Source organism: Ralstonia pickettii, from assembly GCF_001699815.1.
Taxonomy (GTDB): Bacteria; Pseudomonadota; Gammaproteobacteria; order Burkholderiales; family Burkholderiaceae; genus Ralstonia; species Ralstonia thomasii.
Window position 1 is genome coordinate 1 of the sequence record NZ_MCGB01000102.1, and the last position, 24,877, is coordinate 24,877.

The following is a 24,877-nucleotide window of genomic DNA, read 5'->3' on the forward strand; positions in this document are numbered from 1 at the left end:
CAGCGTTGCGTCTGCTGGTACACAGCCTCCCAGGGCGGAAAGTTCGTCGGCAGCATGCGCCATGCGGCCCCCGCGCGTGCCAGCCAACGCAGCGCGTTGAACAGCTCTCGCAATTCATATCGCCTCTGCGGCGCGTCTTGGTTCATCAACGTCAAATACGGCGCCGCGAAGCTCCATTCTTCGTCACTCACGTCGCTCGGATACGGTCTGCGTTTCTCCATCACGCTTCGACTGCAGCACCGACGGAAAGTGCATAACACGCTCTAAATGGCGCGGCGATTACCTCATACTCATCTACCAGCATGCCGTAACGGCGATCATCGTTGAGATTAACTAAGTCATGGAGCCGGAAGGGCCGGAAGTCCCTGCCATGCAGTAGATAAAACGCACCATCCAGCACAGCCTTGAGGGATGTGGCTCGGGCCCAAATTTCGGCTGCGGTGGTCAGTTCACTCAAATGAGGGCTAGAGAAAGCGTACGCATTCGGCTTATCGTCTTCGATATCAACGATAAATACGACATCTGGACTGGCGAATTGATCAGCAAAGCTCTCAAACCATGAATACGCGGGATCTATTGGGAATGCCCACTTCAGTTCCGGCACCGACATGCTCATTTAAGCCATCCTCCTTTGGTCATAACCTGCGCGAGCCGTTCCTCTGCCTCGCGGCAGTGGGTGAGTGCATCCTTGAAGGATGCAATGGCGACTGGCAAAGGAGGAATGTCTTCCCGCAGCGGTGGTAACACGTAGCGCGAAATGTTCAGTGTCCAGTCCTCGGCCTTAATCTCATCGAGGCTGACCACTCGAACCGCATCCTGCACATTGGCAAAGCCGCGATACCACCCGAGGATCTCAGCGGCGTGCTCGGCCTCCAGATAGTTCTGCGCGCGCCCCCGGCGGAACAGGCGCGACGCATCGGCGATCAGCACCTTCTTCTTGTGCTTAGCCGACTTGCGCTTGCGCAGCAACAGGATGCAAGCGGCGAGTCCCGTGCCGTAGAACAGATTCGGCGCCAGACCGATCACGGCATCGACTAGATCCATTTCCAGTAGTTTCTGGCGGATGCTGCCTTCGACGCCTTTGCGGAACAGGGCGCCTTGTGGTAGCACCACTGCCATGCGGCCGGTCGCGTCGGCCATCGACTTGACCATGTGCTGCACCCAGGCGAAGTCACCGCTGGACGAGGGCGGCAGACCGGCAAAGTTGCGACCAAAGGGATCGTTCAACCACAGGTCCTCGCCCCACTTTTCCAAAGAGAACGGCGGGTTGGCGATCACGCAGTCGAAGGTAGCCAGTCGGTCGCCCTCGAAGAAGGCCGGGTTGCGCAGCGTGTCTCCGCGCACCACCTGGAAGTCCTCGATGCCGTGAAGGAACAGGTTCATCCGCGCGATGGATGAAGTGGTGAGGTTTTTCTCCTGCCCGTATAGCTTACCCCACAGCCGCTTGACGTCGCCGTGCATCTCTTTGACGTGTTGCACGGCTGCCAGCAACATGCCGCCGGTGCCACAGGCCGGGTCGTAGATGGTCTCGGCCTCCTTGGGATCGAGCATGTCGATCATCAGCCGCACCACACTGCGTGGGGTGTAGAACTCGCCGGCCTTTTTGTTGGTGGCGTCGGCGAATTTTTTGATCAGGTATTCGTAGGCGTCGCCGAGCAGATCCGAGTTGACGTTCTTGTTGCCAAACGGCAGCTTGGAAAAATGTTCGATCAGGTCTTTGAGGAGGGCATCCGACAGCCTCTCCTTGTTTGACCACTGGGCATCGCCGAACACGCCATATAGGGTGTCCGGGTTGGCTCTCTCAATTTCCCGCATCGCGCGCTGCAGCGCGGTACCGACATTGCTCGCTTTGGCGCGAACATCGTTCCAGTGGCAATCCTCTGGGATCTGAAAGCGGTGTGACTCCGGGAACCAGGCCAGTTCCTCATCGCCCGTCTCGTCAACGATCTCCTGGTATTCCTCGTCCCAGACGTCGCAGATGCGCTTGAAAAACAGCAGAGGGAAGATGTAAGTCTTGAAGTCAGCAGCATCAACCGGGCCGCGCAGAATGTTGGCGGACTCCCATAGGTGGCCTTCAAGCTGACTGAGAGTAATTTGTGGGTTGCTCAAACACATGCTCCTATTTCATCCATGCCGTAGCACTGCGGCGTGTGTTCTTGATTGGTATTCAACGACTACTCTACAAGGCTGGACTGTTTGACGATGTAGTCGGACAAGGCTGCACGGTCAGGTCGCGAGCGAAATTAGTCAAATTGCGGACCGGTGCCTTCGCGCTTCGGCTCCGCGCCGAAGGCAGGTGCCCCAGCTCGCCCAATAGAGCAGCATCGTTCCGCACCGTGTCACCTGGGCCGGAGGCTCAGCCAGCCCAAAGGTGCGAAACCTCATCAGGCTGTCCGTCCCCACCCGGTAGAGGTGGTACATCCGTGTCCACGGGTTGTAGAGAGGCATGTGAACTTCCGATTCGACATGGGCTCACCCTTCTGCAGGCCACTGCTGGCGCGCGTGCAGCACGCGGAGGATCTCCACGCGCTTGTCCGTCACGCGATAAACGATCAGGTAGTTTTCCGTCACCACGGCCTCGCGCGTGCCGCGCACGCGCCCCGGCCGATACTGCTTCGGATGCGCCGGCAAGGCTTCGGCCCTCTGCTCGATCAGTTCGTCCAGCTCAAGCGCGGCCACCGGGTTGTCCTGGCCGATGTAGTCCATGATGGCGGCGCGGTCCTCACGCGCCCTTGGGTTCCAGAGCAGCGCCAGCGTCAAGCGTTACCCCCGCGCTTCGCGATCCGCTGCCGCAGCGCCGCGCGGCGCGCGGCAAACTCGGCCTTGACCTCGGCGTGAGGAATGGATGGGCGCGGGTCATCCAGCGCCTGCTGTACCTGCTCGCGAAACCACTTGTCATAGGCTCGCGCGGCGTGTGCCTCCTTGAGCGCGGCCGACCGGTCGGGCCGCGTCGTCCGCTCAACAGAATCAGGGTCGTAGCCGGCGGCGTCCACGTCGAAGCGGCTGATGCCCAGCTCGCGCAAAAAGGCCACCAGCGTTTCGAGCTTGCGAAACACGCGCACGTCACCGCGCTTGGCCGCCAGGAAACGCTCGGTCAGACCGTACTTGGCCGCGATGGTCCAGCCGTTGCCGTGGCCGACGACATGCGCTGCACGCACCGCGCCGGCCTCCACAAGCTGCGAAAGGGTCTTTTGATCGATGGTCTCGGTTGCCATGGGAACCTCCGTCAATGGCTTGCGGCAAGCTCGGGCTTGCCAGTCCTGCACCAGCTCGCGCTGGTGCTGATGTTGAGCCAGCAGTTATTATTGCACACACCACCATTTTACAGTAATGTGGGAGACAAGGAATTTTTGAGCGGGCCGGCGATGTGACTTAACGCCCGTTCTCGGACGGATTGTGATGGAGGCAGCCATGGTCACCCCACGCGACGATGACACGGCTCGGTCGTTGTATGAACTGTTCGGGCCGCCCCTGCGCCGTGAGCGCAAGCTGCAGTGCCTGACGCTCTACGATCCGTCGACCCGCATGTATCACTTGTACCGGCTCGGCCTGGCCGGCATGATGCCGATTCGCAGCCTCGGGCCGGTCACCGTGCGCGACGCCAAGGACATCGAGCGGTGGTATTGGGAGGACGGGGCATGACCCGCGATGAGCTAATTCAGGCGGTGCCGATACGGGAGTCCCAGGGCCGTTTATACGTGCGCATGGACGACGTGCCTGAGCCATGGCGGCAGCAGTTTGCTAGGGCGATGATAGGCAGCGCGTTCATCGCGGTCCAAGGCGAGACGTGCATCACCCCGCATGCCCACGATTGGGATGCGTGGGTGAATGACCGGTGGGTCGGCCGCCCCGGACCGACAGGGCTCTCCACAAGGAGAAAAACCGGTGAATAGGGAAGATCTGCAAAGCTTGCTCATGCACCAAGAGGCGGTGCGGATGGTTCGCGCCGATCCGTCGCTAGAGGCTCGGGCACTGGAGATCCTGGAGCGCTGGGATACGGTGGCCTCCATCCGCTCCAAGCCGTTGCACGATGAATGGAAGCGCATCATTGCCGAGCGCGATTGGAAGCTGGCCCTGGAAGAGTCCGACCGTGGCCAGCAACTGCGCCAAGCCTCTCCCATGGCGATTCTGCTGCCCGAGCAGGTCCGGCTTGACATCATCCAGTCTGCTGCGCGTGCCATGCATGCATCCAAAGGCCCGCGCAGCCCGTGGAAGACGCGCTATTTTGTCGATACCGAGTTCACAGACTTTATCGATTGCCAGCTCATCAGCGTGGCGATCGTGGGTGAAGACGGCCGGGAGTTCTACGGCGAGCGTGCGGACTTCGAGCTGTCCGCGTGCAGCGAGTTCGTTCGGGCGGCTGTGCTGCCGCAGCTCGGCCGCGTCCCCGGTCGCTCGATGCCGGCCTCGCAGTTGCGTGACGAGCTAATGGCGTGGCTGCTCGCCGTGCCGGCAAAGCCCAAGCGGGTGTTGTGCTTCGACTATCAAGGCGACTTCGATCTGGTGCTCGATCTGCTCGATGCCGAAATCCCCCCTGGCTGGAAGTGCGAGCACGTAGGCGGCCGGCTTGATATGGAACGGCTAGAAACGTACTTCCGTGAGCACGGTGGCCGGCATCACGCGCTGCACGATGCGCGCGCCAATGCGTTTGCTTTTCGCTAACGACAAAGGGCCAGGGTGCAATTGGATACCCGAGACCTCCTTGTCGCCCTCAAGCGAGCCAAGGGCATAGACGGTCGGACGATGGTTGCCCCGTTGAGTCGCCACCTTAACAACACACGCGCAGAGACTGCTCGAAGTTCCGATGCCCAGGGTGGCCACAGCGTCCACCTGGCTCTAAAGGAAAAGGGGCTCGCCGAACTTTTGGTGCCGTAGCGCCTCTTCCAAGGCAGCTTGCTCACACCGGAAAGCCTCAAGGTGGTCGTCCTCAGTCATCGGTCGACGCAGCGCTTCAAGCTGCCGTAGAACCGCCCAGCCGCATCGCCACCGCCCCTCGCGGGTTAGCTCCCCGAACTCCGGGTCTTCGTCGCGGCGCACCTGATTTTCCTGGTCTGCCATGTCATCACCCTCGGATACGTGAGCCGCTATGGGGGTCATTTTCCTAACGCCACCTTGCCAACTATTGTTTGCAAAGCCGTCGCGCTCTGCCCGGCCAGGTCGAGCGTTGGGCAAGTTACACACAGTCCTACGGGACCTTCTGAGGACGCATACGTGAGCTTTCGTGGGGGTCATTTTCCGGCCCCTTGCCGCTTCGTCGACTTTCCTTTGCTTGAGGGCCGGGCGTCCTTTGGAGGACCAGCATCATTGCCAAACGCCGAATTCATGCCCTCGATCGAAACCGGCTTCGCTGGTTTCCGGATGATGCCTTTGAGAGCGGTCAATGGGCGTGCTGCTTGCCCCCTCTTATCCTGCCCATGCTCGCCACGGCCTTCGGCCATGAAATCCGGCCCGAATTTGGCGAACTTCTTCATACGCGGATGGCGCGCAATGTCGCTGCGTTCAATCCGCTTTTCGGGTGGCGTGATGCGCAACCACTCGCCCAACACTTCACGTACACAGTGCTGGCACAGATCGAGGCTGACTGTGTTGCCGTCACCAAACACCGAGTCGAAACCGCAGGAGTGATCAAACGACAACCGTTCCTGCCAGTCGCCAGGTTCATCGGCGATCAAGCGACGCTGGCAGCGGTCACAGGTACACACGGCCAGCTCTTGGATGGTTCGGGGTCGGTATTCGCGCATAACAGGCCCGACGGGGATACGTGACAAAGATGGCTGGGCCGCATGGGATGTGGTGGATGCCTGCCCGTGCCGTGTGAGGGTGTTTGACGGTCAAACACCCCTATTTCTTGCCGGCCACTCGCAGAATCGCCCGACGCGCCTCAAGTAGCACAGGCAGCAAGGCGTCCTCTGGCGGAGGAAAACCACGCTCAACCATCGAAGCATGGATTGCACGGATCTCGCGGGTGATCGCCGACAGGGCCAGCACGACCTCCGTTTCGTGATCCACATCAGCTTTCCGACCTAGGGCTGCACGTCGGATGAATTCCGCCACATCCATCTGCCGGCTTCCAGCGCTGTGGCGCACCTTCCGAGCCTCGTCCTCAGTCCATCGGACAAGCATCTGGACGCTTCGCTTCGCGGCGTCGGGCTTTTTCTGAAAGTAGGCGCGTGACATACAACCCATTATGTTGCGCGAACGCTCGCCCAGCAACCAATCCGCTCACCAATCCCTTAATCCGGGGTCTCGGGGCGTAGCCCTGAGTGTCTGCGACGGGCGCGTAGCGACCTAGCGGACAAGGATCAGGCAGCTATCGTGAGATAGCTACCTGGCATCCTGCCCTGTAGCGTGAAAACAGAAACGCTGCAAAACGCTGCAAACCGGTAGTAAATCTGAGGCAAATTTGCGATCAATTTGCGACGGATCTGCGATGGATTTGCGGCAGATCTGGGACAGACTCACCGAACATCTGCAGCGAATCTGCGGTGCATTTTGGGGGCTTCTGCGACGCATTTGCGGTGAGTCTGGAGTCAGACTCACCGCACACTTTCAACGCTTTCCGCTAAACACCGAACCTTTCTGAAACTCGTGACCATGTTGGCCGGCTTGGCAAGCATGGCGCTCATGGCTACCGCTAGTGCTGCCAGGCTGTCCGTGATCGACAGATGCCTGTGCTGCGCTCCTTAGAGCGTGCTTCGTATTGACGGCAAGGGGAGTTCGCAGCATGCCTGCGCGTCGTGTCACTTGCGCAAGCGACTGAGATGGTGGATCGTAGTATTTTGATGCTGCCGCCGGACGAAGGCAGTGGCGCACCGGTCGAGATTCACAGTGCCCCGCAACTTGATTGCGAGCGACGCGGGTTCAAGCCGGACTACTGATCAGCTGCCTACGAATCTGACCGCTCGCCGGCGGCAATCGGGGACACGATCCGCGCATGGTCGACTATCGCTTCGGGCAAGTTTAGGAACTTGTATGAGTGCACCCACCAACACCAAGAAGCTGGCGGCGACTGCCGCGCCGAAGGTCGTGGTCCGCCGGTCGGCCAAGCGCGTCATCGTTACCCGAGAGATGATGCGCCAACTGCGCGCCAATGCGAGGGGGTCCACCCGCGCCGACTTCCCCGAACTGCCAGAGTGGCGGCGCAAAGGGTGATAACGCCGCACACACCAGCAAACGGGCCGCCAGGCTCGTTGGGGCTCATACGTGAGCTGCTATGGGAGTCAAACAGCGCAACGGTTACCGACTGATGCCCGAAATCAGATTCACTAAAGGCGCCGCATAGGGGCACGGGTCAGACGGACGAAGCTCGCAGCCAACTTGGCCAAGATCCGACTGATATGTGAGCTGTTTTGGGAGTCTAGGGCACGGCTGGGCGGGGGATGGTCGCGCCATACTTTTGCTGCAAAAGATCGAGTCATGTTTTTGCGCATGGCCGAACTTGCGGTCGAACGTAGCTCGGAAACGCCGAGATCCCGATAGATAAGTGTTGGACCTCGCTAGATGGAACGGGCTTGGTGTTCAGTTGTGGCGGAGAGGCAATCCACGCGGATAGCTTCGCCGGCCGAAATATGGGAGTCGAGCAGTGCGTCGGTTACCGACTAATGCCGGCAATCAGATCCGGAAAGGGCGTCGCATTTGAGGATGAGGCAGGCTGACGACGCTCGCCGCCAACCTGGCCAGGACTCGACTGATATGTGAGCTGTTTTGGGAGTCTAGGGCACGGCTGGGCGGGGGATGGTCGCGCCATACTTTTGCTGCAAAAGATCGCGCCATGTTTCTGCGCATGGCCGAACTTGCGGTCGAACTTAGCTCGGAGATGCCGAGATCCAGCTTGCTCAGTGCTGAACCTTGCGAGACGGAACAGACTTGGTATTCAGGTATGGCGATGAGGCAATCCACGCGGATCGCTTAGCCGGCTGAAAAATGGTTCATCTCCGATTTTCGGGGAGCGCCAGTCCGACAGCCGAGTTCGGCCACTCACAGCCGCTCGGCAAGGGACTATCGTATGACCCTTGGCAGATAAGCTGACCTCGGGCTCCAGGGGTGGAGGTGGCGGGAAGGCCCCGCAGGGCCGGCGCGGCGTGCTTGGACGTACCACGGCCACCCGCGCCTCGGACCTAGGAGGCGACTTGTTCGCTGACACGGGTCAAGATTCGTCCCGGCAGAAGTCGAGCTTTTGCGCTACCGGAAGGATGCCGTGCTGCTCCAGCATCCCATAGACTGGCTCGATAGTTAGGACGGCCATGTAGCCGAGCTGCTCGGGCTCCCCGTTCTTACACAGTGCCTGGGTGACAACCCCCAGCGCTGCAGTGCCGCCATCGGGATTTGCCTCGTCATAGGCGACAAGCGCCGGGCCACCGCTGAAGCCACCGCGCGCTGTCGATGAAACGATGAAATGCGGATGGGGGGAACAATAGAGATCGGTAAGGGCATTCACCTCGCCGAGACTCGCGACTAGCAGCGGCTTTTTTGTCAACTGCACCGGCGGGTAGCCGAGAACGAGGGTCCGGTACAAAACGAGCTCATACTGGCCCATCCAGTCGTCGAGGTGACCGCCAAGCGGAATCGATCGCTTCGGGTAGGGCTCCGCAACGAAGCACGCCAGATCGATCTCGGCGTTGGAGTGGAAGAGCGGGCCGCGCGTGATCGTGACGCTACCTTGCGGCTTCCGGTCCCAGTGCTTCGGATCTTCAAGCAGGCTCAACGCAGTCAGGTCGTCGTCGAAGCCTATCTCGCTGATGGTCCGGCCCTCTACGACATGACGGGCGGTGACGAACACGCCCTCGCCGACATGGAAACATGTGCCAATGCCCTGCGTGCCGTGATCGTCCTCGGTGACGACGAAGGCGACGCAGCCCCTGTACGTGTTGAACGCGTCTCTGCCCCAACGCGCCGCCGGATCGCGTAGAGATCCGACTTTCCTCTTTGCTTCCATGTTGTCTGTGCGTCTCCTTTGTCGCGCGGCGCAAGCATGTGCCTGCCCCACCGGTACCGCAGCGCAGCGGACGATCGCAATGCCACACACGAACGTCGGCAACGGGCTCGCTAAGCGACCTTTCGTTTCCCGGAAATCGGCGATGAACCTGAAAAATGGGGGGGGGATCCGCGCTATGCGAAGCGCGGCTGGCCGGTGCCGATCCGCCTCAACTCGCAACGTAGTGTAGCCGCCCGTTGAGCTGTGGCCAGTAGCCCAGGTACGCAGCGCGAAGGTGTTTGCGCATCGTGCACGACTGCACGGACGGCACGGCGCAATGGGCGAGTCGCACGAGAGCGGACGCGGTACAGGCGCGTGTGTGCTGGCCTCGAAACAGTAGACTCGCGCGCTGGCTCGCGGGTCAATCGCCGTATGATCTAATCTTCGGCGTTGCCATAGAGCTTTCGGCTCGGGATGAAGACTAAGAACTTTTGGCTCAGGACGGGCCCAATAGCACTACTTACCTTGGTTGCCGTCTATGGCACGTTTGCAGGCACCAATGAGCCGGTCGTGGGCTGGCTACGGGGGACTTTGGCTGAACCATACCTCTACAAGTTGCATAGTGGAAACTCAATCCTGTTCAACATATCGGTCGGTTTCCTCAACAGCGTGGTGTTCTGGATCATGGTGGTGGTGTACCCAGAGCGAAAACGCAACAAGGTACTTCGCGAGAATCTTCGACGCCGCTATCAGGATTTCAAGGAAAGCACTGTTCAGACGCTTTTGCATGCCGCTGGCATTTCATGTAGCACAGCAGAAGTGCGAAACCTGACGGACCACCGAAACTTCAAAGCGTTTTTTGACGCCAACGAGAAGGCGCGCTGGTACGACGCGCTCAATGGCCTTCAAGATCAGCGCGAGCGCATAGACGACCTCTTGCTTGAAATGGAAATGCTTGCCGACGAGGTGCGCTACGTGCTCGACAAGATCAACATTGACGACGAGCACGTGCATGCGTCGTTTAAAGTGCTGTGTGCGCACATCCTCCGCTTGCGCCGTTACAGCACCTATTCATACGATCAGGTGAAGTACATCGGGCAATTCGTGTGGGGTACGCTCGCTCAATGGAGCTTCGTCGACGGCCAACTGGACGTCGATCCCATGCAAAGGCTCATCGATAGCATCTAGGGAAAGATCGTCCGACGTGTTCTAAGCCTTCGACCTACGTGTCCAGCATGTCCCACTCGTCTCCGAGAATCCATCGGAGTGCGGACAGCTTGCCGTTTAGCATTCCCCACTCGAAGTCGCTCCACGGGCCGAGGTTGTCGATGCCCACTTCGTCCTCTGTGCGCTTCGCGGCGGCAAGCGCACGAGCCCAGACACTGTCGAGAATCTGGTCTTGACGGTAAGGGCTCCTGCTGTAGTGCTCCTCAGGCACCACCCTGGTCTTGCCTGTCTCGATCTCATGGCGAAGTGTCCAGTGGCGGTTGTACCAGACCTGCCGGAACAGTAGGTGCTCGGCTTCCAGGATCTCGCGCAGGCGCCGAGCCTCCTGCGAGTAGTTGAATTCGGAGTCGTGGTCGCCAAGCAGTTCCGGGCTGTGATCCTTCAGGAATTCGACCATCGAGATCCAGTAAGACGACCGCGGCCCTTCGAATAGATACGAGAGGTCGGTGTGCGGCTTGCGGAAGTCGTCGGTCGCATTGCTGAAGTCTTTCGTGTTGTGAGTGATGAACGCGCACGGCGCGTCGTCGGACGCCGTCGATACCACATCGACGTAGATCTCCACTAGGATGGCGTCCCCGACGCTGTTCTTCGCGCGGTGATATGGAGCCTTCTTCCCTAGCGCTCGCTCGGTGACGCGTTGCTTGACCGCATCGCTGGTCGTAAGCGCGGGAGCACGGCGCAGAAGCCTGTCGATGCGTTCTATGGTGCCACCTACCGCATCACCGTCAACGCCGATCTGATGGTCGACCTCGTTCAGGCCCGCCAACAGGTCAGCTTTGCGCCCGTCGTCTCCGAACTGGTTCACGGCCTGCCGGACTAGCCGGAAATGGGAATGCAGACCGCGGCGCGCTTCGTCGATAATGCGCGCCTTGTTGCGGTCGAATTCGTCGAGCACCTGCTGCGGCACAATCAGTTCGACCTCGCCGTTTTTCACCAGATCTTCGAGCACGCTGATGACAGGCTGCTCCCGATAGTCCTTCGCGACGTCGAGCCAAACGCAGGTGTCGACCAAAAGCCGGATTGCCATGCCGTTCCTCTTAGTGTGAATCCGAGAATTCTAAGTGAGGGAGAGCCTCATGCAGGCGCCGCTGGGTTGGAAATCGGGCGCTGGCTGGCCTCTCGCGGCCAGCGCACACATAGCCGCCCAAATTCGAAGAAAAATCGAACACATCAGTCGTGGTGGTGGCCGCTGATAGACACGTGCGTGGTGGCCTGTTCCTGGGAAAGATGGCGGTTAGCTTCGCCCAGGCGCTCGCCGAGCGTCGGCTTCTTCGGCTGGGTCATGTGGTCGACAAGCTTTTCAAGCTTCTCTTCCAGTCTCGATGATCCAGACTCGGGCGGACCGCCAATCGCCGCGTTGGATGCTGCTCCGGCGGGGGCTTGGCTGGCCGTCTCAGGCAGCTCCGCACCATATCGCCCCGACGCCGCGTTTTTATTGCTCGATGCTGCCCCAGATCGCAGACCAAGTGATGATGGGCTTGAGCTGACCGGCATCGCTGGAGGTGCTTCAGGCACAGCCTTTGCCTGCTCGGCAGCGCTGCCCTGCAAGCTGGCCCCTGGCGCGGTCGTCGGCCCATCTGCAGAATTGCCCTGAGAGCCGGCCGGCGTGACAGTTACAGGATCGGTTGCCACAGCGCCAGCACCAGCCTCTTCTCCGATTGCGGCACCTTTCTCCGCGCTTGGCGAGCCTAGACTATCGTTGAGGCCTCTTCCTACGCCTGACAAATCAGCCCCGTATCGCCCAGAGGCGACGCTGCTACTCATGGATGGACTCGAAGCCGCCCCGCCTTGCTGCCTGCTGGGTGGCTGCGGTGCCGACGCACTACCTCCGGCAGGGGCGCCAGCGGACATGGCCGGCTTGGGCGTCTGAAACACAGGCGCGTCACCACCACCACTCCCCATCGAGGATGCGTTCGAGACCGAGCCGCGCCCCATCAGCTTGTCCATAAAGCCAGACATGGATTGAGGAGCTTTTCCCGCCGCCGAGACAGCGGAGGCCCCACCAGTTGCAGCCAACGCGCCTACGGCGGCCCCTGCGGCAGCGGCTGAAGTCACGTCGTTTGCGCCTAGAGACGCCGAGCCGGCGGCGAGAGAGCTGGCAATTGAATCACTCTTGAACAACAAAAAGGCCAGCAGCAAGTACGCACCGATGGCCGCCACAGGCGGGCCAAGGAGAGCGTCCAATCCATCCGTGATCGCCTGTTCCACCGTCATGGCGCTGAGGCTCGCTGTAAGAGCCCGGCTAACGCTGTCGAACGCGGTCATGATGACCCCCACCAGGATGATCCGGTACGCAAGCGCCAACAGCGATTTGAACGGTGCAATCCCCTGATCCCGCAGCGTTTTGAGCCCCAAGAACGAGAAGCTCAAGGGGCTGAGCGTGGCGATAAGAGCGACTTCGAGCTGGAGCATCAAGATCTTGAGTGCGAAGTACAGGCCTACCACCAGGGTAACAATCAAGATCCAAATGACGATACTTCCCGCTGTGGCTCCAACGAGGGGAAGCGCCCCAACACCGAGCGCGAGCGCTGCGAGCTTTCCCGCCAATGCAAAAGTGTTCGTCATGATTGTCGCTGGCGTCGGGATAGTGCCAGCGAGCCCGAACATCTGATCGCCAACCGCCTGGATAAACTGCGGCCCGTTGTCGATGAGGTAGAGAACGAAACCGACCCAGGCCACGGCGCCAACCAGCTTCGACACGGCTTTCGAAATGTCAGCCTCATCCAATAGCAGGTTGTAGTTTGTGATGAAAAATTGAATGGTGGCGAACGCAGCAAGCCACCGGAGTCCTTGGGTGCTCAGCTTGGCAAACGCTGGCAACATCGCCTGCTTGATGATCTCAAACACACTGTCCGCGCCCAGGATGGAACTGCTTTGAGCGAAGACGCTTTGAGAAACGACCAGCAAGAGCACCAGAGTCAAAATCCTCGCCTGGTTTCTCATCGTCAGTTCACCTTCTTGTAGACGTAGTTGTAGTTGGTCGTGAAGCTGTCGCCATCAATAGTTGCCTCAACCGGGTACCCTTTAGGGAACTTGAATTTCAAGGTGTTTCCAGTCACGGTGAAATCTGTCTCACCAGCAGACCCCACTAGCTTGACCTTGCCTCCACTAAACACGAATTGGGCGCCGTCCTTACCAACATACGTCCCGGAAACGGAGGCAGAACCAGACTTCTCTCCACAGCCCGCCAGGGCGGCGATGACGATGAAAATTGCGGCGATCTTGTTCATAGGTCTAAATCCACTAGTCAGTTTTGGAGAAAGCCCTTCCACTTCGGCGCAGGCGCATACTCCACCGAGGGTATCGGCCTTCCGGAAGGCCGCATAAGCCCCGTGGCGTCATCCAGCCCCTTCTGGTCCTTCGCATTCTGTGTCGCCATGTAGGTCGCCGCCGCTGTCGTTTGGGTCGCCATCATCTCTTTGAGAGACTGCAATTCTTGGATCTGGCGCACGTTGATCTGAGAGAGCGTCTGCAGGGCATCGAGATTGCCGTTGGTGGTCTGGCTCCGGTTGTAGAGGTCGGTCAGCGCAGCCTGGCTAGATGCGTAGTTGTCGCGCTGTGCCCCAACGGCGCGGAGCGCAGACTGAAGCGTGTCCGTATTGGTCTGGTGCCAGGAGGTGAACATCTTGGCGAGATTGCCCGCCGTTGGACTCTTGAACGTTCGCGCAAAGTTCTGGTCGATCTGCGCGAGGTTGTAGCCAATGGACTGCCCGCCGTTGTAGATCGACCCAATGGTGTTGATCATCTTGCCGACATCGTCACCCAGTATCGATGTCGGGTTGGAGATCAAGTTCCGTAGCTCGGCCTCGACCTGCTTGCCCTGAAGCACATACTGCTGCACCTGCTGCTCATAGGCTTGGATGAGCTGCAGGTTGTTCAGGATTTGCGTGACTTCGGTCGAACCGCCAGTCCCCGCCACGGTGCCGGCCAAGGCCGGCGTGGCAATGGCGGCAGCAAGGATGAAGCCTGCGATGCGCGTTTCGAGTTTCATCGTATTCCTCACTGGTTCAGTTGACGACGGCGAAACGGCAGGTAAACCAAGCTCGCGACAATGAGAGCGCCGCAGGGCCAAGGATTGCCCTTGAGGGCCAAGTAGACGGGGATGGCGCCAACGACAAGAACAATCGAGAAGGCCTTGGCCATTTGCGCGTGGCTCAGGGGTTTCTTGTTTGTGTTTTCCATTACCTAGTTCCTCTTCAGCTCAGCGAGAGACGCCCTGTTTCAGGGCCTTGTTGATGGCGTGGCCGCGCCCGTCTTGGTAGCGGATTTCAGCCGTCTGACCGATGGCGGGGACGTGACCATCCATCTTTTTCGTGTCGTGCCAAATGATCTGCTGGGGGTCACGGCCGGTTTTTTGACAAATGAATTGACCATCCACCGCCACGATGGGGCCGACATGATGGCCGTCCGTCGCCGGCATGATTTCATCCCAGCTTTCACGCACGGCTTGCATGGTTTGGGAGTGTTCTGCGGCCTTGGTCTCGGGTTCCTGCTCCACCGGCTGGGCCTGCTCGGGTAGGCCGCCCTGAGCTGCAAACGCCTTGGCCAGCCGCGCGAGATCCAGTTCTGTAGGTTTCCAGCCTTTGGCCTTGGCGAGTTCGATGGATGCCTGGTAGGCATCATGCGATTCGGACGTGAGATCCACTGCATCGCCCCGATCCTGAATGACCACCGGGCCGCCGGCGGATGGGCGGTAGGCGCCCTCCTTGTCGCGGGTGAATGCACCGGCCAGCAACGATGCCGGCTCGGCCGGGTTCGCCTTGAGCAGTTCATCGGTCCGGTATTGCTCCATGGCCACAATGTGCAGGCCGAGCGGCTTGGCCTCGGGAAAAAGGGTGGCCATCAGTTTCTGAATGGATTGCGGGTTGCGGATGATGAGGCGCTCCTCCTCGTTGATCACTTCATTGATCCGCTTAGCCAGCTCGATCCCCTGTTTGTTGTGCAGTCCGTTGAGCCAGTACGGCGCCATGACGGCCAGCTCGCCCGGTTCCGAAGTCGCCTCCAACTGTGTGATGGCTTGGGGCTGTGCCACGGCATGAGGCTTTTCTTGGGAAGCTTGCGTGAAACGCGCTTTCATTTGCTCGTCGTTTTCCATGCGAGATCCTTAGCTTTTCTTTTGCTGCAAAAGATGACGATTCAACTGCTGGCATCCAGTCCAAATGGATCTCCGTGCATTTGAATGAATTCTTGCCGTTGCTTCTCGATTTGCCGCATGGAAGCAAGGTCAGTCGTTCTGCCGAGGTCTGTTTGCGCCTGCGACAAGATGGCCCTCCGCTGCTCTTCCGGCAGTCGGTAGACCGTTTTTCTTGGCTCTGCAAGTACAATGTGGATAGCCATGCTGATCTCCTAGTCAGATCGCTTTGGTTAGCGGCGCCTGGTCGTTCCAGCGACCAAGCGCCGCGCTTTTGGGGCCCGCTGCTATTTTTTCTCTAGGCTTTTTCTTTATTTGTTTCGGATTTGAATTTTCCTGCAGAGCGCCCAGGCTTTTTCTTATTGTCTGTAGCCGGCGGCAGTGTTTTGATTAATTCGATCAAGTACTTTTCGGCCTTCTTGACCTGCTCAGCGCTGAGCAATTTCCTTTTTGCCATTTTTCTTGCCCTTTACGTTTTTGCCGCGTGCGTAGTATGACCTTAGCGTTGATTCGCTGAGATTTATACCTATCTCTGCCATCACATTTTTAATCTGCGACCAAGAGCATCCTTTGTCCCGCAGACATTGAATGGTCTTGATCTGTTCCTCGAAAAATTTCGCTCTAGTTTTTTCAGGCAGCATCAGGAAAGTTGCCGCCTTCAGAACTTCTTCCGCTACGGCGAAGTCCTCGCCGCTAAGTCTGCGCAATGGTCCTAGGTTCATCGTCTATCCCCTTCAAAATGCGCACGGATGCCACATTGCGTTCCCGTGCTTTGCAGACGCCAAGCGCTCTGCCTACGGACTACTCTTGGGAATCGGCGTACTGCAGGCGCTCGCGTCTCGCCGTGAGTTTTTCTGCGAGACGTTTTGGAAGACGCGCCTTGCATTGACGAAGCTCGTCATCGCTCATCGCAAGTAGCGCACCATCGATCTGCGAGCCGAATTCCGCCTCGCGCCTCACCATTGCTTGGCGGTCGGCACGCTCCCTTTGAACAGCCCGGCCATCGACAAGCACAAACGCAGCTGGGTCCTTTTGAAGATGACTGCACAGTGCCACCGCGCCTTTCAAACGCCCCGCTCTCCGCTTCCCCTCAATCTCATCGAGGACGTCTTGCCTGATCGAATGTGGGAACAACTCGATGCGCGTGCGCAGCTCCGCAAGCTCCGTCTCGTCCAACTTCGGAAACTCAAGCGAGGCGGCTTCCTGCACCCCGGGTGGGGTAGGAGTAGTAGTAGAGATAGAGATACCGTTACTTGTACTGTTAGAGGCTCCCCTGTCCTCAGGGTATGGACAGGGTGTCGACACGGTGTTCATAGCCTGTGAGAGCTCACGCGCGATCGATGCCCGCAGATCGTCCTTCGTCGGCAGTCTGGCCACAAAGTCGGCGATGTACGCCTGTTGCCACTGGCCTACTATTTGGCCAATTTGATCGTATGTCTTGGCTCGCAGCGAAGGGCCGACTGCCATTCGTGCCGAGTTGTGGTCCCACCAGATCTTGACCCAGACGGAGCACGAGTTCTCGTCGTAGTCGATCAGGCTGGCGTCGGAAAGCCGGGCGAGGACCGGAAAGAGCTGCTCGGAAGTCCACCCCATCTCCGCTGCGGCGACATGGGGAACGATCTGGTACACGCCGACGATATTGCTGAATGGGGAGGTCAAGAGATAGAGAAGCGTTGCCTTGTCCTCCTGGCTGCGAACCGAAATTTGCACTGAGCGCCAAAAGCCTGCGTCATCAATTACTCGCTGGCGTCCCATACTCAGGCCTCGTCAAGAATGCGCGCGAGTTCGGTAGCCTTGAAAAGAATGCGCCGCCCAATCTTCACTTTCGCCGCGCGGAGCTTGCGGGAGAGCTCCTGGTCTGTGTGTAACGTGACCCGCAACCCTTCAGCACTTCGGTTCAACAACGCAGCGCAATCGGCCAGCGACAGCAAGACGCCATAGCGACTCACCAACAGCTCTTCCATCTTTGACATAGCCAAGATCTCCATTCGTTCTGACAAGCGTTGACCAATTCGGGCAGCCAATAGCCGAGGAAGCTTCCGGACGCACTGGTGACAGGGCTACCGTCGCCGGCCATAATTACGCTAACACCACAAATATGGTGTACAAAATTTACACCGTTATAGTGTACTACGCAAGCTTTCGGATAAGGCCTGGAGAAGAGTTGTGACCAAGACCTTGAAGGACATTGAGCTCAGCAACCGGCTTCGCACCTTGATTGAAGGTACGTTTCCTACGCGCGGACGATTTGGAGCGCTGGAAAGCGTCAGCGGAATCGGCGCCAACAGGTGGAAAAATTTCTACTACAGGAAGCAGGAAGCCGCACCAGACATGGTGGATTTTTGGTGTAAAAAATACCCCATGGAGCAAACATGGCTATTGACCGGCGTTGAAGCCCCCAATCAAGCGGAATTTCCGTTCGATGCCCCCGTTCCTCGCGACTGGGAAGGTCAAACCATGGGCGACCGCTTGAACTGGGTAATCAAGGAATGGGCCTCCCCCTCAGGGGAGCAGCTCTTTGCGTACTTGGAAAAAAAGTCCAGGGGAAGTATCCCTGCGGCCGAATGGTCCCGTGTCGTTCTGCGCCTGGCCGAGCCAACTTTGGAAATGGCACAACTGGTCTGCCAGTTCCGGCCTCGCTTCACCGAATGGGTGCTACTTGGCCGCGTAACAGGCGAACCGCCAGTCGATCCGACGGACCAATCGTCGATTGAGAACTGGAAGAAATGGAATGACCTGCGGATGGCCAGGCATGTCGAGCTTGCGAATAGGAGCCGAGCCGCAGCTAGGCAGAACCACAGCCAAGAATGACTGCGTCAAGCTTCTCCACCAAGTCCTCAGCCCGTAGGTGCGTGTAGCGCTTGAGCATCTGCATGGACTTGTGCCCGCTTATGGCGGCTACCTCCTGATCGCTCAGGCCCGCCTCAACGAGACGGCTCACGGCTTCATGGCGAAGGTCGTGGAAATGAAGATCGGCCAAGCCCATATCACGAACAATGCTCGCCCACAGCTTCTGGAACACATAGGGCCGTCGTTTCCCGTCGCGCCCCGGCTCCCCAAAGAACACGAGGTCTGAGTCCAATGGACGAATAGGATTGCCGAGGGCCAGTTGCAAGACATCAGCGGCAGCACGCGTAAGCGGTACTACTCGCGCGGAGCCATTTTTCGTATCCCGCAAGGTCACAACTCGACGGTTCAGATCGACCTGTGAACGGCGTAGCGTTGCGATCTCCGATGAGCGCATACCAGTCTCCACAGCCAAGCTCACGATCCAACCCAGCATCGGATTGCTGTGAGCTGACACAGCCGCGAACAAACGCGCCTGCTCGTCCAGACTAAGACGACGATCGCGCCCGGCCCCCGGGCTAGGCTTGCGGATGTTGGCAACCGGATTGAACGTCAAGCCGATGCTCCACTCTTGAATCGCCGTTCGAAACAAATGACCCAGCATCGCGAGTTCAATGCGAACCGTGTTGTTCGACTTGCCCGCCGCCAAGCGTGCATCGCGGTACTTGGCGACCAGGTCTGCGCTAACGGCCGCCATCGAATACTTCCCGAAGAAGGCCTCCAAGTGTTGAGCCGTAAAGCGCTCGCTGCGCTGAGTGGTCGGCTTCTTCGTGACCGAAACCTCCTCCATATAGCGCTTCAACGCGCCAGCGACGGTCAGCTTCTCAGATGGTGCGCGGGACAGATACACACCTCGGACCATCTCATCCTCAGTCCGGCGCGCCCAATCCTCCGCGTCGCGTTTGGTGCGGAAGGTCTTGGCCGTGGTCGGCCAGCCGAGCTTGCGAATGACCGCCTTCCACGTGCCGGAAGGCGTCTTGACGATGGTCGCCATGTACCTGTTCTGAGAGCTGACTGTACCGAAAATGTACTTTTCAACGCCCAGAAAGCACAAGGGGTCACGTGAAATTCACGTAACCCCTTGATTTTATTGGTGCCGGCTGCAGGACTCGAACCCGCCACCTGATGATTACAAATCAACTGCTCTACCAGATGAGCTAAGCCGGCAAAGAAACGCGATTCTAACCTAACACGCGTTACTTGACGACCTTTAGCGCAGGCTTGCCACCGATGCGCGGCACATTCGGCGGTGTCGGGTCGTCTTCCGGGCCAGTTTCGGCTTCGGCAGGGACCGGCGCAGGCATGGATTCGGAGTCCACTGCGGCCAGCTTGGGCGGCGGATTGTTCTCGCGTTCGGTCGCGGCCTGCACCGTCGGCGTGCTGCGTTCCACCGGGAATGCCATACCCTGCCCGTTCTCGCGCGCATACACAGCAAGCACGTTTTCGATCGGCACCTCGATCTTGCGAGACACGCCCGAGAAGCGTGCGTGGAACGTGATCCACTCGTTGCCCATGTCGAGCTGGCTGGTCGCGTCAAAGCTCACGTTCAGCACGATCTCGTCGTTCTTGACGAACTCGCGCGGCACGTTGGTACTGTTGTCGACGAAGACAGCGATGTACGGCGTGAAGCCGTTGTCCGTGCACCATTCGTAGATTGCACGGATCAGATAGGGCTTGGTGGAAGTTTCCGACATGATGAAATCAGTGACCGTTGGGCGCGGCCGCGCGCAGGCTCGACCCGAGCGCGGCGCGACCCGGCGGCAATCAGCGGCGCATGACCTTTTCCGACGGCGTCAGCGCTTCAATATACGCCGGACGGCTAAAGATACGCTCAGCGTATTTCATCAGCGGGGCGGCGTTCTTCGAGACTTCAATGCCGTAGTGGTCCAGGCGCCACAGCAGCGGCGCAATCGCCACGTCGAGCATCGAGAACTCTTCGCCCAGCATGTACTTGTTCTTCAGGAAGATCGGAGCCAGCTGCGTAAGGCGATCGCGGATGGCCGCACGTGCCTTCTCGTGATTCTTCTCGGCGGCCTTGCCCTTTTCGTTCTCGAGCACGGAGACGTGCGTGAACAGTTCCTTCTCGAAGTTGAACAGGAACAGGCGGGCGCGGGCGCGCTGCACCGGATCGGCCGGCATCAGCTGCGGGTGCGGGAAGCGCTCGTCGATGTACTCATTGATGATGTTCGACTCGTACAGAATCAGGTCGCGTTCAACCAGGATGGGCACCTGGCCGTACGGGTTCATCACCGCGATATCTTCCGGCTTGTTGAAGAGATCGACGTCGCGAATCTCGAAATCCATGCCCTTTTCGAACAGGACGAGGCGGCAACGCTGCGAGAACGGGCAAGTGGTGCCCGAGTACAAGACCATCATGGTTGTAGTTCCTTGGCGCATGGGCCGGGGGCGGCCCGATGACGGTACAACCGTGACGACAAATGACATCGCCACGGCACAAAAAGCGAAAAGGCAAAGGGCTAGAGCCAGTTCTCCACCGGCCTAGCCCTTGCCCGGAAAACACGGATTTTACTTGATGTCCTTCCAATAGGCCGCATTCAGGCGCCAGGCCAGCACGAAGAACACGCCAATGAACAACAGTACCCAGACGCCGAGACGTTTGCGCAAGTTGCCGGCGGGCTCAGCCATCCAGTCCAAATAGCTGACCAGGTCGGCCACCGCCTGGTCATATTCGACCTTGTTCATCTTGCCGGGGACCGACACCTCAAGGCCGACGAGCTTCTTCTCGGCCTCGCCGTGCTCGGACTTCACTTCGGCGTACTTCGCCACTTGCTGGCCTTGCAGCTCCCACAGCACATGCGGCATGCCGACCTTGTCGAAGACCAGGTTGTTCCAGCCGGTCGGACGCGTGTCGTCACGGTAGAACGTGCGCAGGTAGGTGTAGAGCCAGTCGCTGCCGCGCGCGCGGGCGATCACCGAAAGGTCCGGCGGTACGGCGCCAAACCACTTCTTTGCGTCCTCGCGGTCCATGGCGATGTGCATCGTGTCGCCGACTTTGTCCGACGAGAACAGCAGGTTCTGCTTGATCTGCTCCTCGCTCAAACCGATGTCGCGCAGGCGGTTGTAGCGCATGGCGCTCGCGCCGTGGCAGTTCAGGCAGTAGTTGACGAACAGCTTGGCGCCGCGCTGCAGCGCAGACGTGTCGCTGGACTGGTTGGGCGCCGGATCGAGCGGCACGCCGCCCTCATTGGCCATCACGGGCGCGGCAAACACGAGACCGGCCAAGGCGAAAATCGCAAGCAGCTTTTTCATTCTTGTGTCCTTCATGGGTCCTTGTGCGCGGGCTCTATCAGTGCGGCGTGAACGTGACGCGCTCGGGCACTGGCTTGAACGTCCCGATCTGGCTCCAGATCGGCATCGCGAGGAAGAACGCGAAGTACAGAATGGTGCCGATCTGCGAGATGATCGAACCGACCGGGCTCGGCGGCTGAATGCCCAGGTAACCCAGGACCGCAAAGGCGATCACGAAGAGGATCAGTAGCGTCTTGTGGAAGCCAGGGCGATAGCGAATCGACTTGACCGGCGAGTGGTCCAGCCACGGCAGGAAGAAGAAGATCACCACCGAACCGCCCATCACAACCACGCCCCAGAACTTCGCGTCGATGAACTTGAAGCCCAGTGCCAGGATCACGGCCACAGCCACGGCCACCACTTTGACATTCATACTCTTCGTGCGAGCGAACAGCAGACCCAGCATGATCGCGATGAAGCCCCACAACCACGGCAGGAAGTCCGACGTGGTCGCGCGCAGCATCGAGTAGAACGGCGTGAAGTACCAGACCGGCGCAATGTGTGGCGGCGTCTTCAGCGAGTCTGCCGGGATGAAGTTGTTGGCTTCCAGGAAGTAGCCGCCCATTTCCGGCGCGAAGAACACGATCGCGCTGAAGATGAACAGGAACACCGCCACGCCGACGATGTCGTGCACCGAGTAATACGGGTGGAACGGAATGCCGTCGAGCGGAATGCCGCGCTCGTCCTTCTTGGCCTTGATCTCGACGCCGTCCGGATTGTTCGAACCCACTTCGTGCAGCGCGATGATGTGCGCCACCACCAGGCCCAGCAGCACCAGCGGCACGGCGATGACGTGGAACGAGAAGAAGCGGTTCAGCGTCGCGTCCGACACCACGTAGTCACCGCGGATCCACAGCGACAAGTCCGGACCGATCAGCGGGATGGCGGAGAACAGGTTCACGATGACCTGCGCGCCCCAGTACGACATCTGACCCCACGGCAGCAGATAGCCCATGAAGGCTTCTGCCATCAGGCACAGGAAGATCAGGCAGCCGAAGATCCAGACCAGCTCGCGCGGCTTACGGTACGAGCCGTACAGCATGCCGCGGAACATGTGCAGATACACGACGATAAAGAACGCCGAAGCGCCGGTTGAGTGCATATAGCGCACCAACCAGCCCCACGGCACCTCGCGCATGATGAACTCCACGCTCGCATAGGCGACGGGAATGCCGGCGGCGTTGAGCGTGCCGTCCGGCTTGTAGTTCATCACCAGGAAGATGCCCGTGACGATCTGGATCACCAGCACCAGCAGCGCCAGCGATCCGAAGAAATACCAGAAGTTGAAATTCTTCGGCGCGTAGTACTCCGACAGATGCGCCTTCCACAGCTCCGATGCCGGGAAGCGCGCATCGATCCAGCCCAGCAGCCCGGTTGTCTCCACCTTCTTCTCGGCCATGATCAAGCCTCTCCTTTCTCGTCTTTACCGATCACCAGCTTCGTGTCGGACAGGAACATGTACGGCGGAACGTCGAGGTTCTGCGGCGCGGGCTTGTTCTTGAACACGCGGCCAGCCAGGTCGAACGTGGAGCCGTGGCACGGGCAGACGAAGCCGGGGTCTGCGGCGAGTTGCACGTTGGCGCCCGCGGGAAACGGACCAGACGGGGAGCAACCAAGATGGGAACAGATGCCGACCACGACCAGCAGGTCTTTATGCTCGGCACGGGAGCGGGTTTCGTTCTTGCAGTAGTCCGGCGTCTTCATGGTGAAGGGCACGTCGGACTTGGGGTCTGCGACTTCGTTATCGGTCTTCTTGAGCGATTCCAGCATGTCCGGCGTGCGTTTGAGCAGCCAGACCGGCTTGCCGCGCCATTCCACCACCTTCATCTGGCCCGGGGCCAGGTCGCTCACGTCCGCCTCTACGGGCGCGCCCGCTGCGCGGGCTTTTTCAGATGGTGCGAATGTGCAAACGAAAGGGGCCGCAACTGCAACCCCTCCCACACCACCAGCCACGGACGTCGCAATCAATAGATTGCGGCGACCCTTGTCCACGTTTTGCTGGTCACTCATGCAAGACCCCAGGGTGAGAAATCAAGATAGATTCGCGTCAACCAAAAATTATACCCGAGCGTACCTAGCCAACGGTAGCGGTCGCGGGGGGCGTCCGTTGCGGATATAGTGGTCGCACCGATTGCCCTCCAGCCCAGTCCAGGCAAGGCTTCGGCATGTCTCTTGCAACCTCGCTTTCAACAATTCAGGTCAACCGTTCGCTAGCTTGACCGTTTGTCTCGAATCAAACAATCCGGAGAAAACCGATGGCACTGATGCAAGACTTCAAAAAATTCGCGATGCGCGGCAACGTGATCGACCTCGCAGTAGGCGTGATCATCGGTGCGGCGTTCGGCAAAATCGTCGATTCGCTCGTCAATGATCTGATCATGCCGCTGATTAGCCGCATCGTTGGCAAGCTGGATTTCTCGAACCTGTTCATCCAGCTGGCAGAGGCGCCCGCCGGTGTGCCGCATACCCTGGCTGATTTGAAGAAGGCAGGCGTGCCGGTCTTCGCCTATGGCAACTTCATCACCGTGGCGGTCAATTTTCTGATTCTGGCGTTTATCGTATTTCTGATGGTGCGCGCCATCACGCGCATGATCGACGCCAACCCGCCGGCTGCCCCCGCCGAAACACCAGAAGACATCCAACTGCTGCGCGAGATTCGCGACAGCCTGAAGAACAAGCCGTAATCGGACGTCGACTCACACCGGATTCGGGATATCGATGAAGGTGTGACGCACACCGAAGCGCTCGGCCAGATGAGTGCCGAGCGCCCGAACGCCACCGCGCTCGGTGGCGTGGTGACCCGCACCGATATAGGCAACACCCGATTCACGCGCAAGATGCGTGGTCTGCTCCGACGCTTCACCGCTCAGATACACGTCTACACCGGCGGCCACGGCGGCATCAAACCAGCCTTGGGCACCGCCTGTGCACCAGCCGATTGTGCGCACCGGGCGATCCCCCTCGCCGATCACAAGCGGCTCCCGGTTCAGCTTTGCCGACACCGTCTGCGCGAAATCGCCCAGCGTGGTTGCTTCGGCAAGCGTACCAATCCAGCCAAGTTCGTCGTCGCCGAACCTGCCCTGAGGCGAGATGCCCAGCAACGCACCCAGTTGCGCGTTGTTGCCGAGCCCAGGATGCGCATCGAGCGGCAAGTGATACGCGAACATGTTGAGATCGTGCGCCAGAAGTTGCTTCAAGCGCGCATGCTTCTGGCCTACGACACGGCCATCCTCTCCCTTCCAGAAGTAACCGTGATGCACGAGGATGGCGTCGGCACGCGCTTCGATGGCGGCTTCGATCAGCGCCAGGCTAGCGGTCACCCCCGTCACGATATGCGCAATGGTGTCGCGCCCCTGTACCTGGAGACCATTGGGGCAATAGTCCCGAAAACGGGCCGCCTGCAACAGGTCGTTCAAGTACAATTCAAGTTCTTTTCGATCCATTTGGAC

At 59.4% G+C, this 24,877-nt stretch carries 31 protein-coding genes and 1 tRNA gene; 6 read left to right on the plus strand and 26 right to left on the minus strand.

Features of this window, described 5'->3' with window-relative positions:
• From BEK68_RS22105 to BEK68_RS22125, 5 genes are all read right to left on the minus strand, one after another.
• On the minus strand, positions 1-221 hold a 221-nt coding region (locus BEK68_RS22105), incomplete at its 3' end, for a transposase (protein ID WP_139111376.1).
• Positions 221-616 (minus strand): hypothetical protein, encoded by a 396-nt coding sequence (locus BEK68_RS22110; protein ID WP_065851901.1) that lies wholly within the window; start codon positions 614-616, stop codon positions 221-223. The genes BEK68_RS22110 and BEK68_RS22105, both read right to left, overlap by 1 nt.
• Entirely contained in the window at positions 613-2,109 is a 1,497-nt protein-coding gene (locus BEK68_RS22115) for a type I restriction-modification system subunit M (protein WP_012436528.1), read from the minus strand. The genes BEK68_RS22110 and BEK68_RS22115 overlap by 4 nt, the downstream gene beginning before the upstream one ends.
• A gap of 363 nt (positions 2,110-2,472) precedes the next feature.
• Positions 2,473-2,760 carry a type II toxin-antitoxin system mRNA interferase toxin, RelE/StbE family gene (locus tag BEK68_RS22120; protein WP_012436529.1) on the minus strand — a complete coding sequence of 96 codons (288 nt, stop codon included), beginning with the start codon at positions 2,758-2,760 and terminating at the stop codon, positions 2,473-2,475.
• On the minus strand, positions 2,757-3,215 hold the full coding sequence (locus BEK68_RS22125; protein WP_012436530.1) for a hypothetical protein: 459 nt from the start codon (positions 3,213-3,215) through the stop codon (positions 2,757-2,759). Before BEK68_RS22125 ends, BEK68_RS22120 begins: the two co-directional genes overlap by 4 nt.
• Positions 3,216-3,411: 196 nt before the next feature.
• Here BEK68_RS22125 and BEK68_RS22130 point away from each other — a divergent pair, with 196 nt between their 5' ends.
• Positions 3,412-3,642: a hypothetical protein gene (locus BEK68_RS22130; RefSeq protein WP_012436531.1), complete on the plus strand. Its 231-nt coding sequence runs from the start codon at positions 3,412-3,414 to the stop codon at positions 3,640-3,642.
• Positions 3,643-3,885: 243 nt separating this feature from the next.
• Positions 3,886-4,662 (plus strand): 3'-5' exoribonuclease, encoded by a 777-nt coding sequence (locus tag BEK68_RS22140; protein WP_249262952.1) that lies wholly within the window; start codon positions 3,886-3,888, stop codon positions 4,660-4,662.
• Positions 4,663-5,228: 566 nt separating this feature from the next.
• Here the strand turns inward: BEK68_RS22140 and BEK68_RS22150 are convergent.
• Both BEK68_RS22150 and BEK68_RS22155 read right to left on the minus strand, forming a co-directional pair.
• The gene (locus BEK68_RS22150) at positions 5,229-5,672 is read right to left on the minus strand and encodes a hypothetical protein (RefSeq protein WP_249262953.1); all 444 of its coding nucleotides are present in this window, start codon (positions 5,670-5,672) and stop codon (positions 5,229-5,231) included.
• A 169-nt stretch (positions 5,673-5,841) separates the two neighbouring features.
• Positions 5,842-6,177 carry a plasmid mobilization protein gene (locus BEK68_RS22155; RefSeq protein WP_249262954.1) on the minus strand — a complete coding sequence of 112 codons (336 nt, stop codon included), beginning with the start codon at positions 6,175-6,177 and terminating at the stop codon, positions 5,842-5,844.
• Between the two features lie 795 nt (positions 6,178-6,972).
• Between BEK68_RS22155 and BEK68_RS22160 the strand changes: the two genes are divergently transcribed.
• Complete coding sequence (locus tag BEK68_RS22160) at positions 6,973-7,152, plus strand: hypothetical protein (protein WP_065851903.1); 180 nt, start codon at positions 6,973-6,975, stop codon at positions 7,150-7,152.
• A 994-nt stretch (positions 7,153-8,146) separates the two neighbouring features.
• Here BEK68_RS22160 and BEK68_RS22165 read toward each other — a convergent pair.
• Positions 8,147-8,935 (minus strand): S1 family peptidase, encoded by a 789-nt coding sequence (locus BEK68_RS22165; protein WP_012436538.1) that lies wholly within the window; start codon positions 8,933-8,935, stop codon positions 8,147-8,149.
• 504 nt (positions 8,936-9,439) lie between these two features.
• Here BEK68_RS22165 and BEK68_RS22170 point away from each other — a divergent pair.
• The gene (locus BEK68_RS22170; RefSeq protein WP_198135790.1) at positions 9,440-10,102 is read left to right on the plus strand and encodes a hypothetical protein; all 663 of its coding nucleotides are present in this window, start codon (positions 9,440-9,442) and stop codon (positions 10,100-10,102) included.
• A 34-nt stretch (positions 10,103-10,136) separates the two neighbouring features.
• Here the strand turns inward: BEK68_RS22170 and BEK68_RS22175 are convergent, their stop codons facing one another.
• From BEK68_RS22175 to BEK68_RS22215, 10 genes are all read right to left on the minus strand, one after another.
• Positions 10,137-11,168, minus strand: a complete 1,032-nt coding sequence (locus BEK68_RS22175; RefSeq protein WP_012436540.1) for a PIN domain-containing protein — start codon at positions 11,166-11,168, stop codon at positions 10,137-10,139.
• A gap of 143 nt (positions 11,169-11,311) precedes the next feature.
• Positions 11,312-13,084: a hypothetical protein gene (locus BEK68_RS22180; protein WP_012436541.1), complete on the minus strand. Its 1,773-nt coding sequence runs from the start codon at positions 13,082-13,084 to the stop codon at positions 11,312-11,314.
• Positions 13,085-13,086: 2 nt separating this feature from the next.
• The gene (locus BEK68_RS22185; protein WP_012436542.1) at positions 13,087-13,371 is read right to left on the minus strand and encodes a hypothetical protein; all 285 of its coding nucleotides are present in this window, start codon (positions 13,369-13,371) and stop codon (positions 13,087-13,089) included.
• Positions 13,372-13,388: 17 nt separating this feature from the next.
• A complete protein-coding gene (locus BEK68_RS22190) occupies positions 13,389-14,132 on the minus strand; it encodes a conjugative transfer protein TrbJ (protein ID WP_012436543.1) in 744 nt (247 codons plus the stop codon).
• A gap of 8 nt (positions 14,133-14,140) precedes the next feature.
• A complete protein-coding gene (locus tag BEK68_RS22195) occupies positions 14,141-14,323 on the minus strand; it encodes a hypothetical protein (RefSeq protein ID WP_012436544.1) in 183 nt (60 codons plus the stop codon).
• 19 nt (positions 14,324-14,342) lie between these two features.
• Positions 14,343-15,236 carry a KfrB domain-containing protein gene (locus BEK68_RS22200; RefSeq protein WP_012436545.1) on the minus strand — a complete coding sequence of 298 codons (894 nt, stop codon included), beginning with the start codon at positions 15,234-15,236 and terminating at the stop codon, positions 14,343-14,345.
• 41 nt (positions 15,237-15,277) lie between these two features.
• Positions 15,278-15,478 (minus strand): hypothetical protein, encoded by a 201-nt coding sequence (locus BEK68_RS22205; protein WP_012436546.1) that lies wholly within the window; start codon positions 15,476-15,478, stop codon positions 15,278-15,280.
• A 222-nt stretch (positions 15,479-15,700) separates the two neighbouring features.
• A complete protein-coding gene (locus BEK68_RS25255) occupies positions 15,701-15,994 on the minus strand; it encodes a hypothetical protein (RefSeq protein ID WP_081311604.1) in 294 nt (97 codons plus the stop codon).
• 79 nt (positions 15,995-16,073) lie between these two features.
• Positions 16,074-17,027 carry a hypothetical protein gene (locus BEK68_RS22210; protein ID WP_065851905.1) on the minus strand — a complete coding sequence of 318 codons (954 nt, stop codon included), beginning with the start codon at positions 17,025-17,027 and terminating at the stop codon, positions 16,074-16,076.
• A 2-nt stretch (positions 17,028-17,029) separates the two neighbouring features.
• The gene (locus BEK68_RS22215; RefSeq protein ID WP_012436549.1) at positions 17,030-17,245 is read right to left on the minus strand and encodes a hypothetical protein; all 216 of its coding nucleotides are present in this window, start codon (positions 17,243-17,245) and stop codon (positions 17,030-17,032) included.
• 193 nt (positions 17,246-17,438) lie between these two features.
• Here BEK68_RS22215 and BEK68_RS22220 point away from each other — a divergent pair, with 193 nt between their 5' ends.
• On the plus strand, positions 17,439-18,083 hold the full coding sequence (locus BEK68_RS22220) for a hypothetical protein (RefSeq protein ID WP_012436550.1): 645 nt from the start codon (positions 17,439-17,441) through the stop codon (positions 18,081-18,083).
• Here the strand turns inward: BEK68_RS22220 and BEK68_RS22225 are convergent.
• The 7 genes from BEK68_RS22225 to petA all read right to left on the minus strand — a co-directional run bounded on the left by BEK68_RS22225 (position 18,058) and on the right by petA (position 23,438).
• Entirely contained in the window at positions 18,058-19,113 is a 1,056-nt protein-coding gene (locus BEK68_RS22225) for a tyrosine-type recombinase/integrase (RefSeq protein ID WP_012436551.1), read from the minus strand. The two genes, BEK68_RS22220 and BEK68_RS22225, sit on opposite strands and share 26 nt — an antisense overlap.
• A gap of 97 nt (positions 19,114-19,210) precedes the next feature.
• Positions 19,211-19,286: transfer RNA gene (locus tag BEK68_RS22230), tRNA-Thr, on the minus strand.
• A 29-nt stretch (positions 19,287-19,315) separates the two neighbouring features.
• Positions 19,316-19,813 carry a ClpXP protease specificity-enhancing factor gene (locus BEK68_RS22235; protein WP_004634651.1) on the minus strand — a complete coding sequence of 166 codons (498 nt, stop codon included), beginning with the start codon at positions 19,811-19,813 and terminating at the stop codon, positions 19,316-19,318.
• Positions 19,814-19,883: 70 nt separating this feature from the next.
• Positions 19,884-20,495 carry a glutathione S-transferase N-terminal domain-containing protein gene (locus BEK68_RS22240; RefSeq protein WP_004634649.1) on the minus strand — a complete coding sequence of 204 codons (612 nt, stop codon included), beginning with the start codon at positions 20,493-20,495 and terminating at the stop codon, positions 19,884-19,886.
• Between the two features lie 150 nt (positions 20,496-20,645).
• Positions 20,646-21,389, minus strand: coding sequence for a cytochrome c1 (locus BEK68_RS22245; protein WP_004634646.1), 744 nt, complete (start codon positions 21,387-21,389; stop codon positions 20,646-20,648).
• A 37-nt stretch (positions 21,390-21,426) separates the two neighbouring features.
• On the minus strand, positions 21,427-22,830 hold the full coding sequence (locus tag BEK68_RS22250; protein ID WP_024542174.1) for a cytochrome b: 1,404 nt from the start codon (positions 22,828-22,830) through the stop codon (positions 21,427-21,429).
• Positions 22,830-23,438: a ubiquinol-cytochrome c reductase iron-sulfur subunit gene (gene petA / locus BEK68_RS22255; protein ID WP_004634643.1), complete on the minus strand. Its 609-nt coding sequence runs from the start codon at positions 23,436-23,438 to the stop codon at positions 22,830-22,832. The genes BEK68_RS22250 and petA overlap by 1 nt, the downstream gene beginning before the upstream one ends.
• Before the next feature lie 245 nt (positions 23,439-23,683).
• On the opposite strand from petA, the gene mscL reads away from it, so the two are divergent.
• Positions 23,684-24,112, plus strand: a complete 429-nt coding sequence (gene mscL / locus BEK68_RS22260; protein ID WP_012436552.1) for a large conductance mechanosensitive channel protein MscL — start codon at positions 23,684-23,686, stop codon at positions 24,110-24,112.
• A gap of 12 nt (positions 24,113-24,124) precedes the next feature.
• Here mscL and BEK68_RS22265 read toward each other — a convergent pair whose 3' ends face one another.
• Entirely contained in the window at positions 24,125-24,871 is a 747-nt protein-coding gene (locus tag BEK68_RS22265) for a Nif3-like dinuclear metal center hexameric protein (RefSeq protein WP_012436553.1), read from the minus strand.
• Positions 24,872-24,877 lie beyond the last annotated feature (6 nt).

Coding starts and splice junctions, on each gene's coding strand:
- BEK68_RS22225 (WP_012436551.1), bottom strand. CDS start 19,113: ATGGCGACCATCGTCAAGACGCCTTCCGGCACGTGGAAGGCGGTCATT.
- BEK68_RS22190 (WP_012436543.1), bottom strand. CDS start 14,132: ATGAAACTCGAAACGCGCATCGCAGGCTTCATCCTTGCTGCCGCCATT.
- BEK68_RS25255 (WP_081311604.1), bottom strand. CDS start 15,994: ATGAACCTAGGACCATTGCGCAGACTTAGCGGCGAGGACTTCGCCGTA.
- BEK68_RS22155 (WP_249262954.1), bottom strand. CDS start 6,177: ATGTCACGCGCCTACTTTCAGAAAAAGCCCGACGCCGCGAAGCGAAGC.
- BEK68_RS22235 (WP_004634651.1), bottom strand. CDS start 19,813: ATGTCGGAAACTTCCACCAAGCCCTATCTGATCCGTGCAATCTACGAA.
- BEK68_RS22265 (WP_012436553.1), bottom strand. CDS start 24,871: ATGGATCGAAAAGAACTTGAATTGTACTTGAACGACCTGTTGCAGGCG.
- BEK68_RS22215 (WP_012436549.1), bottom strand. CDS start 17,245: ATGTCAAAGATGGAAGAGCTGTTGGTGAGTCGCTATGGCGTCTTGCTG.
- BEK68_RS22205 (WP_012436546.1), bottom strand. CDS start 15,478: ATGGCTATCCACATTGTACTTGCAGAGCCAAGAAAAACGGTCTACCGA.
- BEK68_RS22240 (WP_004634649.1), bottom strand. CDS start 20,495: ATGATGGTCTTGTACTCGGGCACCACTTGCCCGTTCTCGCAGCGTTGC.
- BEK68_RS22175 (WP_012436540.1), bottom strand. CDS start 11,168: ATGGCAATCCGGCTTTTGGTCGACACCTGCGTTTGGCTCGACGTCGCG.
- mscL (WP_012436552.1), top strand. CDS start 23,684: ATGGCACTGATGCAAGACTTCAAAAAATTCGCGATGCGCGGCAACGTG.
- BEK68_RS22125 (WP_012436530.1), bottom strand. CDS start 3,215: ATGGCAACCGAGACCATCGATCAAAAGACCCTTTCGCAGCTTGTGGAG.
- BEK68_RS22245 (WP_004634646.1), bottom strand. CDS start 21,389: ATGAAAAAGCTGCTTGCGATTTTCGCCTTGGCCGGTCTCGTGTTTGCC.
- BEK68_RS22210 (WP_065851905.1), bottom strand. CDS start 17,027: ATGGGACGCCAGCGAGTAATTGATGACGCAGGCTTTTGGCGCTCAGTG.
- BEK68_RS22195 (WP_012436544.1), bottom strand. CDS start 14,323: ATGGAAAACACAAACAAGAAACCCCTGAGCCACGCGCAAATGGCCAAG.
- BEK68_RS22160 (WP_065851903.1), top strand. CDS start 6,973: ATGAGTGCACCCACCAACACCAAGAAGCTGGCGGCGACTGCCGCGCCG.
- BEK68_RS22110 (WP_065851901.1), bottom strand. CDS start 616: ATGAGCATGTCGGTGCCGGAACTGAAGTGGGCATTCCCAATAGATCCC.
- BEK68_RS22185 (WP_012436542.1), bottom strand. CDS start 13,371: ATGAACAAGATCGCCGCAATTTTCATCGTCATCGCCGCCCTGGCGGGC.
- petA (WP_004634643.1), bottom strand. CDS start 23,438: ATGAGTGACCAGCAAAACGTGGACAAGGGTCGCCGCAATCTATTGATT.
- BEK68_RS22130 (WP_012436531.1), top strand. CDS start 3,412: ATGGTCACCCCACGCGACGATGACACGGCTCGGTCGTTGTATGAACTG.
- BEK68_RS22165 (WP_012436538.1), bottom strand. CDS start 8,935: ATGGAAGCAAAGAGGAAAGTCGGATCTCTACGCGATCCGGCGGCGCGT.
- BEK68_RS22180 (WP_012436541.1), bottom strand. CDS start 13,084: ATGAGAAACCAGGCGAGGATTTTGACTCTGGTGCTCTTGCTGGTCGTT.
- BEK68_RS22200 (WP_012436545.1), bottom strand. CDS start 15,236: ATGGAAAACGACGAGCAAATGAAAGCGCGTTTCACGCAAGCTTCCCAA.